The organism is Sutcliffiella cohnii (assembly GCF_002250055.1).
Taxonomy (GTDB): Bacteria; Bacillota; Bacilli; order Bacillales; family Bacillaceae_I; genus Sutcliffiella; species Sutcliffiella cohnii.
The window spans coordinates 2,813,593-2,829,502 of sequence record NZ_CP018866.1; the positions used below are offsets into that span (position 1 = coordinate 2,813,593).

Consider the following 15,910-nt stretch of genomic DNA (forward strand, 5'->3'; position numbering starts at 1 on the left):
GACAAAACTAGTGTCATTTCGCTAAAAGAAATGGTTCTTCGTCAATCATTCACTTTCGTAAACTGCCCCATTGTTCTTTTAAATAATTTCCACCATGATGCCGCTGGGCTATCTTCCCCAGCTACTAACTCACTCTCAGAGACAATTTCATCTCCTTTTTTCAATGTAATAGTACCAACTGGGTCACCTTTTTTAACAGGTGCTTGAATTTTTTCATTTATTTTTATTTCTTGAATGACATCATCTACAGTTTCGGATTTTTTTGTTAACATAGAAATTGGCTCAGAAGTTACCGCGTCAATCTCTTTTTTACTACCTTTACTAACTTTCACTTTTGCTACAGCTTCGTTTCTATCAAACATTGGATGAGTTTTATACTGCGTAAATGCAAAATCTAACATTTTGGATATTTGTGCATTGCGATCTTTCGGTGTTGGTGCTCCAAAAACTACGGCTATTACACGCATATCATCCTTTTTCGCAGTAGCTGTTAAACAATATTTAGCTTCTTGTGTAAATCCAGTTTTAAGCCCATCGACACCTGGATAAAATTTAACAAGACGATTCGTATTAACTAGCCAAAATTTCTTGTCCGTATTTTCTCTTAAATAGTCTTCGTATTTTCCAGTATATTTTGTAATATCTTCATACTTTAATAATTCTTTCGCTATAATAGCCATATCGTATGCAGTACTATAATGTTCCTTCGCAGGTAGGCCCGTTGGATTTTGAAACTTCGTATCTTTTAATCCAAGCTCTTTAACTTTGTCATTCATAAGTTGAACGAATGCTTCTTCGGAACCGGCAATTCTTTCGGCCATGGCAACAGACGCATCGTTTCCAGATGCAATAGCAATTCCTCTTACCATTTCATCTGTTGTCATTTCTTCACCTGGCTCTAAAAAGATTTGTGAGCCCCCCATTGAAGCTGCATGCTCACTTGTTCGAATTTTTTCATCCCAAGTCAATTCTCCTTTATCGATTGCCTCCATAATGAGGAGCATTGTCATAATCTTCGTCATGCTTGCTGGAGGAAGCTTTTCATTCCCATTTTTCTCAAAAAGAACTTGCCCTGTATCCCGTTCAATTAACATGGCAGATTTTGCGGTATCTACTAATTGAACACCAGATTCTTCCGCAGAAACGATTGTTCCGAACGCGGAAAATGTAAAAATGATTGATACAATTGCTACAAAAAACTTTTTCACCTTAAAAACCTCCAATCTATGTCCATAATTGTTATATTTTCCAAAAATATAAGTTTTAAACAAAGGTTTTGAGAAAATAAACTTTTTTGAAGGAAAAGTACATTTTTGATAAATGTGGGGGTTGTGTATGATTTCCTATAGATTTGTAGACTTATTAGTGGGGAATAGAGACAAAAGTGTACTAGTTTACGTTTTCAACCTTAATAAAAACACGCCACAATAGTGACGTGTTTGATCGAGTCAGTTATTCTACTTTATCGTATACTAATGGCGGTACAGTAACGTCTCCGCTAACTATTTTCATGCTTTCGTAAATCTTTTCTTTCACTTCTTCAATATTTTCATGATTGCTATGAATAGTTGCTAACGATTCACCTATTTTCACTTGATCACCAATTTTTTTGCGCAATACAATTCCAACTGCTAAGTCTATTTCAGAATCTTTCGTTGCACGACCTGCACCTAACAGCATTGCTGCCGTACCGATAGAGTCCGCTACAATTTCAGAAACGACGCCATCTTCTTTCGCTTCTAATTCCATTATATATTTTGCTTGTGGAAGATTTTCAGGATTGTCAACAACAGAAGCATCGCCACCTTGAGCACTTAAGAATGTTTTTAAAGTCTCAAGTGCTGCTCCTGAACGAATTACTTCTTCCAACTTAGTACGTGCCTCTTCTATGCTTGAAGCTTTTTCAGCTAAGTAAACCATGTAACTACCTAATGTTAAACATAGCTCTTCTAAGTCTTTCGGTCCTTCTCCACGAAGCGTGTCAATTGCTTCTTTAACTTCTAAAGCATTGCCTATTGCATACCCTAGAGGCTGACTCATATCTGAAATAACAGCCATTGTACGACGACCAACGTTATTACCGATATCTACCATTGCACGAGCTAGTTTCTTCGACTCTTCTAGGTCTTTCATAAAAGCACCAGCACCAGTTTTAACGTCTAAAACGATAGCATCTGCACCAGCTGCGATTTTTTTACTCATAATAGAACTAGCGATGAGCGGTATGCTATTTACAGTAGCTGTAACATCCCGTAATGCATACAGCTTTTTATCTGCAGGTGTTAAATTACCACTTTGTCCGATAACTGCTACTTTATTTTTATTTACTAATTCGATAAATTGATTATTGTCTATTTCAACGTGGAAACCTGCTACGGACTCCAATTTATCAATTGTACCACCTGTATGTCCTAAACCACGACCAGACATCTTTGCAACTGGAACACCTACAGCAGCTACTAAAGGTGCTAACACAAGTGTTGTTGTATCACCTACACCACCTGTACTATGCTTATCTACTTTGATTCCTTCAATTGCGGAAAGGTCAATCGTATCACCAGATTGAACCATAGCCATCGTTAAATCTGCACGCTCTTGGTCTGTCATACCTTGAAAAAACACAGCCATTGAAAACGAGCTCATTTGATAATCTGGGATAGAACCGTCTGTAAAACCTTTAACAATAAAGTTGATTTCATCAGATGTTAATGTTTTTCCGTCTCTTTTTTTCTCGATTAAGTCTACCATTCTCATGTTAGAGCACCTCTTCTTTATCTCTTTATAATGGTTGGCTGAACTTTAAAGTTTTTCAGCCCGTCATAGTGTGTACTTGTCTTGCTAGTTACATCTCTTGAATAATGGACTTTACAAATGATAAGAAATTCTCACGGACTTTTTCTGTCGTTTCCATCACTTCATCATGTGTTAAAGGTTGATCTAAAATTCCAGCTGCCATATTGGAAATACAAGAAATACCTAATACTTTTAATCCACTATGTCTAGCGACAATTACTTCTGGTACAGTTGACATACCGACCGCATCCGCTCCTAACGTACGAAGCATACGTACTTCTGCAGGTGTCTCATAAGTTGGCCCTGTATTACCAGCGTATACTCCTTCTTGAAGTGGAATGTTTAGCTTACTAGCAACCCCTTTTGCAACGGATCGTAACTCTTTACAATATGCAGTAGACATATCTGGAAAACGATCGCCAAAATTACTATCATTCGGTCCGATTAATGGATTTGTCCCCATCATATTTAAATGATCTGTAATAAGCATTAAATCACCAGCGTTAAATGATTCATTCACTCCACCTGCAGCGTTCGTTACAATTAATTGTTCCACACCTAACAATTTCATCACGCGTACTGGGAATGTTACTTTTTCCATCGAATATCCTTCATAAAAGTGAAAACGCCCTTGCATAGCTATAACCGTTTTCCCTTCTAATTCTCCGATCACAAGTTGTCCAGCATGTCCCTCAACAGTTGAAACAGGAAAATCTGGAATTTCACTGTAAGGGATCGTCGTTGCATTATTAATTTCTTCTGCTAAAACTCCTAGACCAGAACCTAAAATTAGACCGATTTTCGGATTAACTCCGATTTTTGATTTAATATAATTTGCTGAGTTTTGTATTTTCTCCATTGTCATTTGAATTTCCCCCTATTTCAATTGTTGTAAAAAACTTTTACCGAATTTTGGTGCTTTTACATTAAAGTTATCCGCAACAGTTGCTCCAACGTCTGCAAATGTTTTGCGTATTTCTAACTCTTTGCCACCATCTGTCATGGATGGTGAATAAACTAGTAAAGGCACATATTCTCTCGTATGATCTGTTCCTGGAAACGTTGGGTCATTTCCATGGTCAGCTGTAATGATTAATAAATCATCTTCATTAAGTTTATTCAATACTTCTGGTAGACGGGCATCAAATTCTTCTAACGCTTTTCCATAACCTTCTGGATCTCTACGATGTCCATACACTGCATCAAAATCTACAAGATTTAAGAAACTTAACCCTGTAAAGTTCATCCCGGATGTTTGAACTAATTTATCCATTCCGTCCATGTTAGATACTGTTCTCAGTGACTCCGTTATTCCTTCACCATCATAAATATCTGCAATTTTACCAATTGAAATACAATCAAAACCGCTATCTTTCAATTCATTCATAACGGTACGATCAAATGGCTTTAATGCATAATCATGACGGTTTGCTGTGCGTTTAAAATCGCCTGGTGTCCCGATAAACGGACGAGCAATAATACGACCTACCATATATTTTTCATCTAGTGTTAATTCGCGTGCCATTTCACAAATATCATATAGTTCATCTAAAGGCACCACTTCTTCATGAGCAGCAATTTGAAGAACAGAGTCTGCTGATGTATAAACGATTAGAGCACCTGTCTCCATATGTTCACTACCTAATTCGTCTAAAATCTCTGTTCCAGAAGCAGGTTTATTTCCGATAATTTTACGACCTGATCTTTTTTCTATTTCATCTAATAATTCTTTCGGAAACCCTTCAGGGAACACACGGAAAGGTGTATCAATGTATAACCCCATAATTTCCCAATGACCAGTCATCGTATCTTTACCTACTGACGCTTCTTCCATTTTTGTATAAAAAGCTAAAGGTTTTTCTGCTTTTTCAATTCCTTTTAGCTCACGAATATTGCTTAGCCCTAATTTCGCCATATTAGGCATATGTAAACCGTTTAAATGTTCCGTAATAGAACCTAACGTATCGGATCCTGTATCACCAAACTTTTCCGCGTCCGGTGCTTCTCCAATCCCTACAGAATCCATTACTACTAAAAATACACGTTTATATGTATAAGAACTCATATAAAAACCTCCTAGTTATAAAAAAGCCGTTGTATAAGTGTTTAGTACTAATATGTATTGTATTTTTCCCTCTTTCATTCACATTAACCAACATTATAACGGACTGAAAAAGTCAGAAGTCTGACCTCTGATAGTAACAAGTATAAACAAGCGCTTTCATATATGCAATGAATTTTTTGTGAAATAATAGTGTCCTAGTGTTATTTTTTTCTGACCCTTAAACAATAGATTCTATAAAAAAATTAGGCCGTTCCTCTCAGCATGATGTACTCAGATTCAACAACATAAAAAGAAGCTACTCTTCTTGAGTGGCTTCTTTACGCTCGTGGATGAAACATGCTATACACATCTTTCAATCTTGTTTTTGTAACATGTGTATAGATCTGAGTTGTTGAAATATCTGCATGTCCTAGCATCTCTTGAACAGCTCTTAAATCGGCACCATTTTCAAGTAAATGAGTTGCAAATGAGTGTCGTAACGTATGTGGTGTTAAATCTTTTTGAATCCCTGCTTCTTTTGCTAATCTTTTTAAAATCTTCCAAAACCCTTGTCGAGACAAGCCTTTTCCATGATTATTTAAAAACAGTGCATCCGTCTCTACCTTTTTAAGTAATGATGGTCTACTAGCTTCTATATAATGTTGGACTGCTTTGGAAGCAATATTACCTATAGGGATAATTCTCTCTTTATTTCCTTTTCCAATACATCGAATAAAGCCCATCGTCAAGTGGGCATCCGAAGTCTTTAAGGAGATTAATTCTGATACACGCATACCTGTTGCATATAATAACTCTAACATCGCCTTATCTCTAACTTCAAATGGAGTTTTTCCTTTCGGTACTTCAAGTAACGCTTGTACTTCTTCGACTGATAGTACTTTTGGTAACGGCTTGTCTGGTTGTGGTGATTCGATATGTACAGTCGGATCTTGCTCTGTTACTTTTTCACGGAGTAAAAACTGATGAAAAGAGCGAATCGATGCAATATGCCTTGCAATTGTTTTAGATGATTTTCCTTTTTCGTGTAGAAAGTTTAAAAACTGAAGAATATTACCTCTCGTTACGACATTCAAATTGTCAATATTTTCTACTTTTTGAAGATATAAAAGATAGCTTTTTAAATCTCGTTCATAAGAAATAATTGTATTGTCCGCTAACCCTTTTTCTACTAATAAAAAATGTAAAAAGTCTTGTAAGTGATCTTGCATATCTCTACTCCCCGAAGTGATAAAAGAATACTAGTCGCTGAAGCCAGCTATCGTTTTTCTCCTCCACCATTTTTGCTACTTTAACCGCTGCCCCTTCTGGTTCATCATAACGGTGGTAGTTTTCATACTCTTGATTTAACCATACGATTCCATAATAGAAAAGTACAGTGCAGCCAGTAAATAAAATAAATACTTTTAATGTATGATAAGTAGTCTCAAACATTCTCTTCATATTTTATACCCTCCAATTGGACATACTTCCTAATAGAAAGGTATGACAAATTATGAAGGAAATATACATAAAAATGAAAGGAAAAATAAAAACGCACAATATCTCATAAGAAATGATGTGCATTTTAACTGCTTAAGCATTATCTTCATTTTCTTCTTCTTGACATCGATGGCATATTCCGTGGAATGTTAAACGATGATCTTTAATCTTAAACTTCCAATCTCTTTCTACAATTGATTCTACATCTTCTAATAAATCATCTTGTATTTCATCTACGGAACCACACTCCATACATACTAAATGGTGATGGAAATGCTTTGCTCCTTCTTGACGTAAGTCGTATCTGGAAACACCGTCTCCGAAGTTTATTTTGTCAACAATTTTAAGTTCAGTTAATAATTCTAACGTACGATAAACGGTAGCTAGTCCGATTTCAGGTGATTTTTCTTTTACGAGGAGGTATACATCTTCTGCACTTAAATGATCCTCTTCATGCTCTAATAAAACACGTACGGTTGCTTCCCGCTGAGGAGTCAATTTGTAGCTAGCAGAATGTAATTGTTTTTTTATCCGTTCAATTCTGTTTTCCATTAAGGTTTCCCTCCTACAAGGTTTCCACTATATTTTACCGAAGGATTGAGAAACTGTAAAGAAAAATATAATCATTACAAAGAACCATTTATAATCATTATTATCTAATACTATTTACAATATATTAATAACCGCTTTCATCATCATTGGTGATAAAAATGCTTCTACAAAGGAAGATACTCCTAAAACAACAAGTAGGATGCCCATTAATATAGAATAACGTAAAAATGATTGAAAAAACGGCTCGGTGATTCTCTTTGCAAAAAGTTGACGAATCATCTTCATGGAGAAAGCTACAGCTAATGCAGTAACGATTATATAAACAGGAATAGCAATCGTATTTTGCGGAAAAATCGATGCAAAGGATAATAAAAATCCTTTCCAACTAAGTTGATTAACAATAAAACCTACTGTAAAACCTACAACTACTCCCTTTAGGAATAATAATATTAAAATGACAGGTAACCCAATAATGGAAATTCCTAAAACCCACATTAACAATACAAAAGTTAATTTTTGAAAAAAGCTTTGAAAGAAAATATCCTTACTACTTGCTAGTTCCCCATTAGCAACTTGTCCAAAAAAACGTTCTACATATATAAAGAGATCATGTTTTTGACTAAAATTCATACTATTAACAACAATTGCCCCAAAAATGACCCCCATTATAAATAATACAACAATAAATAAATACAGTGAGGAATACTCTTTAAAATGTAAAAGCAGCGTATTAAACCGTGAATGTTTTTTCATCTCCTAATTCCTCCTAATAATCTGTAACTCTTTTTCACTTACTAGATTGTATGAAAAAAGCTAGAAAGTATTCCTATTAAAAAAATATTTTCATAGAGTTATGTTATATGTTACAATATGGAAAATTTATAGAAGGATGTGGAAAGATTGAACAATACAATGATTGAGTTTCCTCATGAGTTTACAACAGCACGCCTGCTCATTCGTCTTCCATTGCCCGGTGATGGCAAAGTGGTTCAACAAGCAGTCGAGCATTCTGTTCACGATTTAAAGCCATGGTTAGCATTTGCAAAAGAAGTTCCTTCAATCGAAAGCATGGAAGCGAACATTCGCCAATCACATGCACAATTTTTATTAAGAGAAGACTTACGACTTCATATTTTGCATAAAGAATCTGGAGAATTTATTGGTTCAACTGGGTTACATCGAGTAAATTGGGAAGTTCGTAGTTTCGAGATAGGGTACTGGATTGATAGTCGTCATAGTGGAAACGGCTATATGTTAGAGGCTGTTGATGGCTTAACTAAATTTGCATTTGAAGTACTTCAAGCAAATAGGGTCGAAATTCGTTGTGATCCTAAAAATATAAGAAGTCGAAAAATACCAGAGAAATTAGGGTTTGACTTAGAAGGTATTTTAAAGAATAATAGCTTAGCCATAAATGGAGATGGTTTGCGGGATACGTGCGTGTTTGCAAAAATTAAAGATTAAACCGATCGTACTTCTTAAAAGGTAACAACGAAATTAAAATAGTATTATTAACGTAAACAACACAAAAGGTAGGACTGTATAAAGTTCCTACCTTGAAAATAAGCTTCTTTTGGAAAAAGAACATTTCATTATAGACAACATTGATTGTTGTTATACGTTTTAAGTTAGTACGTTCCACTTCGCTGCAGGTACTCGCTTTCCGCGGGGAGAAACGGAAGCCTCCTCGGGCTAAAGCCCTGCGGGGTCTCCCGATTCCTCTTCTTCCCACTGGAGTCTCGCACCTTCCGCTCCGTTCCACTCACAGTTCTAAATTTGGAAAAGCAAAAATATTGTAACAGTTATAAGCCGAACCATCCGTTTTTATTCTCCATGGTGTAACTTTCGCTTGCATGGGGGACTACCTTCACTATTCAGGTGTAACACTTCCGAATTTACCAGCTCCACCTGCTTTAAATGATAGCTCACCACTTCTAGCCTTCATTATTAATGTTCCGATTTTTTCACCTACAATTTCTACAAGTTCTTTTTCTGTTACGTTATGTAAGATGTTCATTTCCGTTTGAAAAGCTGCCCTTAACTTATATAATGTTTTCGGACCAACTCCAGGTATAAATTCTAATGGTATTTGATGTATATATGGTGGTCGAAATGCTGTATCAATTGTTACATGTCCAAGCTCCTTAATTCTTTCACTTACACCTTTCGTAAACTTAGAATGACCACAATTAGTACAATACCTTTCCTCGTTAACTCGTAAAGTAAAGCATTTCTCACATGCTGTATTGTAGTACTTCCCTAAGTAAGGATTAAGACCAAAGTTTTTCATAACTCGCCTACCGTCTTCCCCTTTTAGTACCTTTCGAAATTCAGCAAAGGTTGGCTCTTTCATCGTAACTAGCTGGTATTCACGAGCTATTTTGTTTAGTGAATGAGCATCTGAATTTGTAAGAAACGGATATGGAGCAAGTTCAGCAACAGAGGATGCCATTAAAGTATTGGAGCTAAGTCCAAGTTCAACTCCATCTACCAAATAGGCATCAAAAACCTCTGTAATACTTTTTACTACGCCCTTACCATACAAGCTTTTGAATGGAGTGAATATATGCGCAGGAATAAATAAACCGTCAAGTTCGTGCACTTTTTCTTGTAAAACTCGGCCGCTTTCATAAATTCGTTGAGAAGACAATGTAATATTCGTAACACGTTTTGCAAACCATTCAGAAAACAACCTCATTTTATCTATCGTTGGTAAAAAGCATAAAACATGAATTGGCCCTTTACAATTTTCATCATAAATTTCTATTTCTGAGCCTAATAGTAGTGTAAGACCTTTAAACGATACTCCACCACCGTTTTCCTCCACTAAATTACCTTCATTTTTCCACTGTTCTAGCTGCATCATTACTTCTGGGACATGGCAATCGATTATCCCAATCATATCCAAGCCTTTATTATCCCGAGCCTCTACAATAATGTTTTCTAACGTCAAACTTTTTGAGGCGGTAATTTTCACGGGTTTTCCTGAAGCGGTACTACCTAAATGGATATGTAAATCTAAAAAATACTCGTTCACAAACATCGCTACTTTCGCATTTGTTGTAGTTGTAAATATTGAATAGCATATGCTGTTTTCGCATCATATATTTCTTTTGATTCCATCATTTGTAACGCTTCATTTAGTGTAACCTCAACTAAATCTACAAATTCGTCTTCATCTAAACTATGCTTTTGATTATCTTTTTTTAAGCCATTCGCTACGAACAGGTGAACTAATTCGTCAGCAAAGCCAGGTGAAGTGTAAAAAGAAATTAACGGAGTTACTCCATCACATGTATACCCTGTCTCTTCTTGTAGTTCTCGAATTGCCGTAACCTCAGGCTTTTCTCCATTTTCTAATTTCCCTGCAGGTATTTCCACTAAAATACGGTCCATCGCCTTCCGGTATTGTCTTACCATAACAATTTTTCCTTTATCAGTAATGGCGACAACTGCAACAGCCCCAGGATGTTTAATAATCTCTCTTGTACTCGTTTTTCCATTTGGTAACTCAACTTCTTCCAAATATAAGTCAATGACTCTTCCATTAAATAGTTTTTCTGATTTAACTGTTTTTTCCTTTAAGTGCTCCACTCTACCACTCCTAAAAGTTCTATGAATTGCTATTTATTCATACATTTTACCATACAACTTGTTGGGGGTAATAAAGATGAAAGTGTACGTTCGTCCAAACAATATCGTCTTGGTAGGAAAAGCTTGGGAAATCCGTCACCAATTAAAGGAATATAATAAGGAGTTTGACACCGTGTTACAATGGATTACGTTTCTTCATAAGCAAAAGTAACCCTCTTATTTGTCCCTTTCATTCCTTTAGGCTAAAATGAAGGAAATGGGAGGGATCTTCTTATGCTTAATAAAAACAGATTAGGAAACTCGGATTTGTATGTAAGTGAAATTGGGTTAGGCTGCATGTCTCTAGGCACCGAAGAAGGCACTGCGGCAGATATAGTAAAAAGAGCACTAGATTTAGGTATTAACTATTTTGATACTGCTGACCTTTATGATAAGGGCTTAAATGAACAGATCGTTGGGAAAGCATTAAAGCAACAACGAAGTGAAATTATTTTAGCTACAAAAGTAGGGAATCGTTGGGAAGATGGGAAAGAAGGCTGGACATGGGATCCTTCAAAAGCGTACATAAAGAATGCTGTAAAGAATAGTTTACATCGTTTACAAACCGATTATATCGACCTTTATCAACTTCATGGTGGAACGATTGAAGATCACATAGATGAGACGATAGAAGCATTTGAAGAATTGAAACAAGAAGGAGTAATCCGCTTTTACGGCATTTCCTCTATTAGGCCAAATGTTATTAAAGAATACGTAAAAAAATCAACAATTAATTCTGTAATGATGCAATATAGCATACTTGACCGTCGTCCAGAAGATGTTGTATTAGATTTACTAAAGGATAATAATATTAGCGTTATTGCGCGTGGTCCTGTTGCAAAAGGATTATTAACAAACGTCTATAGAGATAAGTTAAATGCAAAGGGTTATCTTGATTATTCAAATGAGGAATTGAGAAAACTGCTAGATCAATTAGCTACAAAATTTACAGATTTAAATAGTATCGCACTACATTATTGTTTAAAGCACCCAGCTGTTGCTTCTGTGATTCCAGGAGCAAGTTCTATCCAGCAAGTAGAAGAAAATATCAAATCTTTAACTTCCAACACACTTTCAAACTCGGAATATGAATGGATCCAAAACATCGCAAAAGCTTCTACGTATAATGAACACAATTAAAAAAGGGAGCTGACCTAAAAGTCAGTCGAAACTGACTTTTAGGACTTTATTTGTTCGTTACCCTTATAAGGATCCTAAAATTCAATATTTAATAGAAAATATAAAAATTATCACTTGAATTCTTTCCAGTTCATGTTACTATCATTTAATAACTCTTCGAATGATTTATTTTTTTCACGGAGGCGACGCTCTTCTCTTTTCTTAATCTCCTCTTCTTCTTTACGCTTTTGTTCCGATTCCTCTAAAGATTGCTTCATTGATTTTAACTTAGAGAATACATCTCCTTGCAATTGATCTTTCAACGAAATTTTTTCTTCCATATTCGTTGGTTTGTTAGTTCTTGTGCTATTCTTTTTCTTTTTTGCCATGCATCCATACTCCTTTGTTTCAAATATGCGTATGAAAAAATCCTTGTATACTACTTGCTAATAAATAGCTAAATGATATTATAAAAAGCTGTTAGATTATAAAATAATTATATATGTTTCTATTACAATTATAAAGGGGCAGTAGCGTTTAAGCTACTACCCCTTTACTTTAATATGCATCTAAAACTACTTGTTCATCAACAACTAACTCTGGTTCAGTCGATTGGAGGATGTCGTCGACTGTGTAACCTTTCGCAACCTCAACTAGTTTTAATCCATATTCGGTTACGTCAATGACTGCACGGTCTGTTATTATTCGATTTACAACACCTTTACCTGTTAACGGAAGTGAGCATTCTTTTAGTATTTTTGCATCTCCGTTTTTATTAACGTGATCCATAATAACAATGATTTTTTGAGCTCCGTGAACAAGGTCCATTGCTCCACCCATTCCTTTAATCATCTTTCCAGGAATCATCCAGTTAGCTAGGTCACCCGTTTCACTAACTTCCATTCCACCTAATATTGCAATATTTACATGTCCACCACGAATCATCGCAAAAGACTCAGCACTATCGAAGTAAGCTGCACCTGGAATCGCAGTAACAGTTTCCTTCCCGGCATTAATTAAATCTGGATCAACATCCTCTTTTGTTGGATACGGTCCAATTCCTAGTAGTCCGTTTTCCGATTGTAAAACTACTTGTTTGTTATCTGATATATAGTTAGCTACTAGAGTTGGCATACCAATACCAAGGTTCACGTAAAATCCACTCTCAATTTCTTTTTCCGCACGTTTTGCAATTTTTTCTCTCGTTAAAAATTTTTCATTAGCCATTTTATTTTCCTCCTCTCTAGTCTCTCACCGTTAGTCGTTCTATTTTTTTCTGTTGCTCTCCAACTATTAATCTTTGAACGTAAATACTTGGCGTTTGAACTTCGTTCGGTTCAATATCACCGATTTCTACTAACTCTTCCACTTCTGCAATAGTAACGGTACCAGCTGCTGCAATCATTGGATTGAAATTTCGCGCTGTTTTGTTGTAAACTAAATTACCCATTTTATCTGCTTTAGCTGCACGAACTAAAGAAAAATCAGCTTTATATGCTTCTTCCAAAACATACTCCTTACCATCAAATTCTCTAACTTCTTTTCCTTCAGCAATTGGCGTGCCAACTCCTGCAGGTGTATAGAAAGCTGGAATACCTGCACCACCAGCTCGAATTTTTTCTGCAAGTGTTCCTTGTGGTACTAAGTCCACCTCTAACTCGCCAGAAAGCACTTGACGCTCAAACTCTTTATTTTCACCAACATAGGAGCCTACCATTTTTTTTATTTGACGATTTTTCAATAACAAACCTAAGCCCCACTCATCCACACCACAGTTATTTGAAATCACTGTTAAATCTTTTACTCCTGTTTCTACTAGAGCTAAGATTAAGTTTTCTGGAATACCACATAGTCCAAACCCACCAACCATAATCGTATCGCCATCTTTAATGTCTTTTACCGCTTCTACAAATGAAGTATAAATAGGTTTCATCGTAATTCTCCTCTCCTACACATTTTCTATAACTGTTGCTACCCCTTGTCCTCCGCCGATACAAAGAGTTGCTAAACCTTTTTTCGCTTGGCGGCGCTTCATTTCATGAATTAATGTAACTAGTATTCTTGCGCCACTAGCACCTATTGGATGACCAAGCGCGATAGCACCACCGTTTACATTCAATATATCTTTATCAAATGAAAGCTCTTTTCCTACAGCTAATGCTTGAGCTGCAAAAGCTTCATTTGCTTCTATAAGATCTATGTCATCCATTGTTACATTTGATTTTTTTAAAACTTTTTTAACCGCACTTACTGGGCCTATCCCCATTACACTTGGATCGACACCAGCACTTGCATTGGCTTTTATTGTAACTAAAGGAGTTATTCCTAATTGTTCCGCTTTTTCACGGCTCATGACTATAACTGCAGCTGCTCCATCATTTATTCCAGATGCGTTACCTGCAGTAACGGAACCGTCTTTTTTAAACGCTGGACGTAATCCCCCTAATTTCGCTGCAGTAGTACCACTTCTAGGATATTCGTCACGGTCAAAAGAAATGATTTCTTTTTTCTGCTTTACTTCAACCGGGACTATTTCATCTGTGAATTTCCCAGTCTTTAAAGCCGCTTCCGCTTTTTGCTGACTCCATGCAGCAAATTCATCCTGTTCATCTCTTGTCAATTCGTATTGGGAACATAAATTTTCAGCTGTTACTCCCATGTGATAGTCATTAAATGCACACCATAAACCATCAGAGATCATACTATCAATGACGGATTGATCTCCCATTCTATACCCATCTCGAGCTCCCTTTAATAAATACGGAGCTTGCGACATATTTTCCATACCACCAGCGACGACAATATCTGCATCCCCTGCTAAAATTGCTTGTGTAGCTAAATGAACAGATTTTAATCCTGATCCACACACTTTATTAATCGTCATGGCACTTACTTCATGCGGTAATCCTGCTTGAATAGCAGCTTGACGAGCAGGATTTTGCCCTAACCCCGCCTGCAATACATTCCCCATTATCACTTCGTCCACTTGCTCTGGATTTACCCCTGCTCGCTTTAATGCTTCCTTTATGACAGTTGCTCCTAATTGTGGAGCAGATATATTTTTTAACGACCCTCCAAAACTACCAATCGCCGTTCTAACAGCGCTTACAATTACTACATCCTTTGTTGACATTTCTCCATCTCCTTTCCATTACTTATTTCTTGCTATTTGTCGAAAATCCTCTTTATATTTTTAAAAAATTTTATTGTTGTTGCAATTCAATTTATAATATTAATAGAATAGAAGAATAATACATTTTAAGGGGTGATTTTTTGAACTTACCAAAAGAAGTAACAATTATAGAAGTTGGACCACGTGATGGTTTACAAAACATTAAGGAATGGATTCCTACTACAGCAAAGATTAACTTTATTAAAAACTTGAAAGATGCAGGTATTCAAGAAATGGAACTAACATCTTTCGTTTCTCCAAAATGGGTACCTCAAATGAAAGATGCTTCAGAAGTAATTTCGCTTTCTTTAGATAATAATACAAGGAACATCGTACTCGTACCTAATGCAAGGGGAATAAGTAGGCTTTATGAGACAGATTGTAAAAATGCGGCAGTTTTTGTCGGAGTATCGGATTCGTTTAATAAAAAAAATATAAATAAGACAACGGAAGAAAGTATGCAAGAATTAACTCCACTAATTGCTAAATTAAAAGAAAAAGGGTATTGGATACGTGCGTGTATTTCCACCTCATTCTACTGTCCATATGAAGGCAAAGTAGAAGTAGAAAAGGTTGTTTCATTATGTAAGCGTTTTGAGGAATTGGGTGTTGACGAATTAAGTGTTGCAGACACAATCGGTATGGCCAATCCGAAAGAGGTTTTCGAATTATTTTCCATTCTAAAAAACACATTAGTAAAATTGCAAATAACCGCCCATTTTCATAATACAAGAGGTATGGCACTTGCTAATGTATTCGCTGCCTTACAAGCTGGAGTAGACCGTTTTGATACATCTGCAGGTGGGTTAGGTGGATGTCCATTCGCTCCTGGCGCATCTGGAAATGTAGCTACAGAGGACGTTGTACATATGTTAAATCAGATTGGTATTGAAACAGGTGTTGATATAGACAAAATTGTGCACGCACTAAATAGTATGAAGGAACATATAGCAAAACCTTTTGAGAGTAGTTTGTATAAATTAGCTTCGTTACAATGAAAGATGTATAATTTCTTCCCACCTTTCTCAAATTATCAATGATAAGTTGAGAAAGGAGATTTTTGTTATGGCTAAACAACGTGGTCAAAAAGGTAAGCC

At 36.0% G+C, this 15,910-nt stretch carries 18 protein-coding genes; 4 read left to right on the plus strand and 14 right to left on the minus strand.

What is annotated here, in order from left to right; translation table 11 throughout:
- Positions 1-41 precede the first annotated feature (41 nt).
- From BC6307_RS14040 to spoIIM, 8 genes are all read right to left on the minus strand, one after another.
- Positions 42-1,208, minus strand: coding sequence for a D-alanyl-D-alanine carboxypeptidase family protein (locus tag BC6307_RS14040; RefSeq protein WP_066414561.1), 1,167 nt, complete (start codon positions 1,206-1,208; stop codon positions 42-44).
- 244 nt (positions 1,209-1,452) lie between these two features.
- Positions 1,453-2,754: a pyrimidine-nucleoside phosphorylase gene (locus BC6307_RS14045; protein ID WP_066414558.1), complete on the minus strand. Its 1,302-nt coding sequence runs from the start codon at positions 2,752-2,754 to the stop codon at positions 1,453-1,455.
- Between the two features lie 88 nt (positions 2,755-2,842).
- Entirely contained in the window at positions 2,843-3,658 is an 816-nt protein-coding gene (locus tag BC6307_RS14050) for a purine-nucleoside phosphorylase (RefSeq protein ID WP_066414556.1), read from the minus strand.
- 12 nt (positions 3,659-3,670) lie between these two features.
- Positions 3,671-4,858, minus strand: coding sequence for a phosphopentomutase (deoB, locus tag BC6307_RS14055; RefSeq protein ID WP_066414554.1), 1,188 nt, complete (start codon positions 4,856-4,858; stop codon positions 3,671-3,673).
- A gap of 317 nt (positions 4,859-5,175) precedes the next feature.
- Positions 5,176-6,066 (minus strand): site-specific tyrosine recombinase XerD, encoded by an 891-nt coding sequence (gene xerD / locus BC6307_RS14060; protein WP_066414552.1) that lies wholly within the window; start codon positions 6,064-6,066, stop codon positions 5,176-5,178.
- Between the two features lie 4 nt (positions 6,067-6,070).
- Positions 6,071-6,298: a YqzK family protein gene (locus tag BC6307_RS14065; RefSeq protein WP_066414550.1), complete on the minus strand. Its 228-nt coding sequence runs from the start codon at positions 6,296-6,298 to the stop codon at positions 6,071-6,073.
- A gap of 132 nt (positions 6,299-6,430) precedes the next feature.
- A complete protein-coding gene (gene fur / locus BC6307_RS14070; RefSeq protein WP_066414547.1) occupies positions 6,431-6,889 on the minus strand; it encodes a ferric iron uptake transcriptional regulator in 459 nt (152 codons plus the stop codon).
- Between the two features lie 114 nt (positions 6,890-7,003).
- Entirely contained in the window at positions 7,004-7,642 is a 639-nt protein-coding gene (gene spoIIM / locus BC6307_RS14075; protein WP_066414544.1) for a stage II sporulation protein M, read from the minus strand.
- Between the two features lie 147 nt (positions 7,643-7,789).
- Here spoIIM and BC6307_RS14080 point away from each other — a divergent pair, with 147 nt between their 5' ends.
- Entirely contained in the window at positions 7,790-8,353 is a 564-nt protein-coding gene (locus BC6307_RS14080; protein WP_066414541.1) for a GNAT family N-acetyltransferase, read from the plus strand.
- A 406-nt stretch (positions 8,354-8,759) separates the two neighbouring features.
- Here BC6307_RS14080 and BC6307_RS14085 read toward each other — a convergent pair whose 3' ends face one another.
- The gene (locus tag BC6307_RS14085) at positions 8,760-9,926 is read right to left on the minus strand and encodes an endonuclease Q family protein (RefSeq protein ID WP_094366323.1); all 1,167 of its coding nucleotides are present in this window, start codon (positions 9,924-9,926) and stop codon (positions 8,760-8,762) included.
- 8 nt (positions 9,927-9,934) lie between these two features.
- The gene (locus BC6307_RS14090; protein WP_066414536.1) at positions 9,935-10,483 is read right to left on the minus strand and encodes an NUDIX hydrolase; all 549 of its coding nucleotides are present in this window, start codon (positions 10,481-10,483) and stop codon (positions 9,935-9,937) included.
- A gap of 76 nt (positions 10,484-10,559) precedes the next feature.
- Here BC6307_RS14090 and mciZ point away from each other — a divergent pair, with 76 nt between their 5' ends.
- Positions 10,560-10,694, plus strand: a complete 135-nt coding sequence (gene mciZ / locus BC6307_RS14095; RefSeq protein ID WP_066414533.1) for a Z-ring formation inhibitor MciZ — start codon at positions 10,560-10,562, stop codon at positions 10,692-10,694.
- A gap of 62 nt (positions 10,695-10,756) precedes the next feature.
- On the plus strand, positions 10,757-11,662 hold the full coding sequence (locus BC6307_RS14100; RefSeq protein WP_066414532.1) for an aldo/keto reductase: 906 nt from the start codon (positions 10,757-10,759) through the stop codon (positions 11,660-11,662).
- Between the two features lie 110 nt (positions 11,663-11,772).
- Here BC6307_RS14100 and BC6307_RS14105 read toward each other — a convergent pair whose 3' ends face one another.
- The 4 genes from BC6307_RS14105 to BC6307_RS14120 all read right to left on the minus strand — a co-directional run bounded on the left by BC6307_RS14105 (position 11,773) and on the right by BC6307_RS14120 (position 14,774).
- Positions 11,773-12,030, minus strand: a complete 258-nt coding sequence (locus tag BC6307_RS14105) for a YqkE family protein (protein ID WP_066414530.1) — start codon at positions 12,028-12,030, stop codon at positions 11,773-11,775.
- A gap of 169 nt (positions 12,031-12,199) precedes the next feature.
- Positions 12,200-12,868: a CoA transferase subunit B gene (locus BC6307_RS14110; RefSeq protein WP_066414529.1), complete on the minus strand. Its 669-nt coding sequence runs from the start codon at positions 12,866-12,868 to the stop codon at positions 12,200-12,202.
- Between the two features lie 16 nt (positions 12,869-12,884).
- Positions 12,885-13,574 carry a CoA transferase subunit A gene (locus tag BC6307_RS14115; RefSeq protein ID WP_066414528.1) on the minus strand — a complete coding sequence of 230 codons (690 nt, stop codon included), beginning with the start codon at positions 13,572-13,574 and terminating at the stop codon, positions 12,885-12,887.
- Positions 13,575-13,589: 15 nt separating this feature from the next.
- Positions 13,590-14,774 (minus strand): acetyl-CoA C-acetyltransferase, encoded by a 1,185-nt coding sequence (locus BC6307_RS14120; RefSeq protein ID WP_066414525.1) that lies wholly within the window; start codon positions 14,772-14,774, stop codon positions 13,590-13,592.
- 140 nt (positions 14,775-14,914) lie between these two features.
- Between BC6307_RS14120 and BC6307_RS14125 the strand changes: the two genes are divergently transcribed.
- Entirely contained in the window at positions 14,915-15,811 is an 897-nt protein-coding gene (locus BC6307_RS14125; RefSeq protein ID WP_066414524.1) for a hydroxymethylglutaryl-CoA lyase, read from the plus strand.
- The last annotated feature ends 99 nt before the right edge of the window (positions 15,812-15,910 follow it).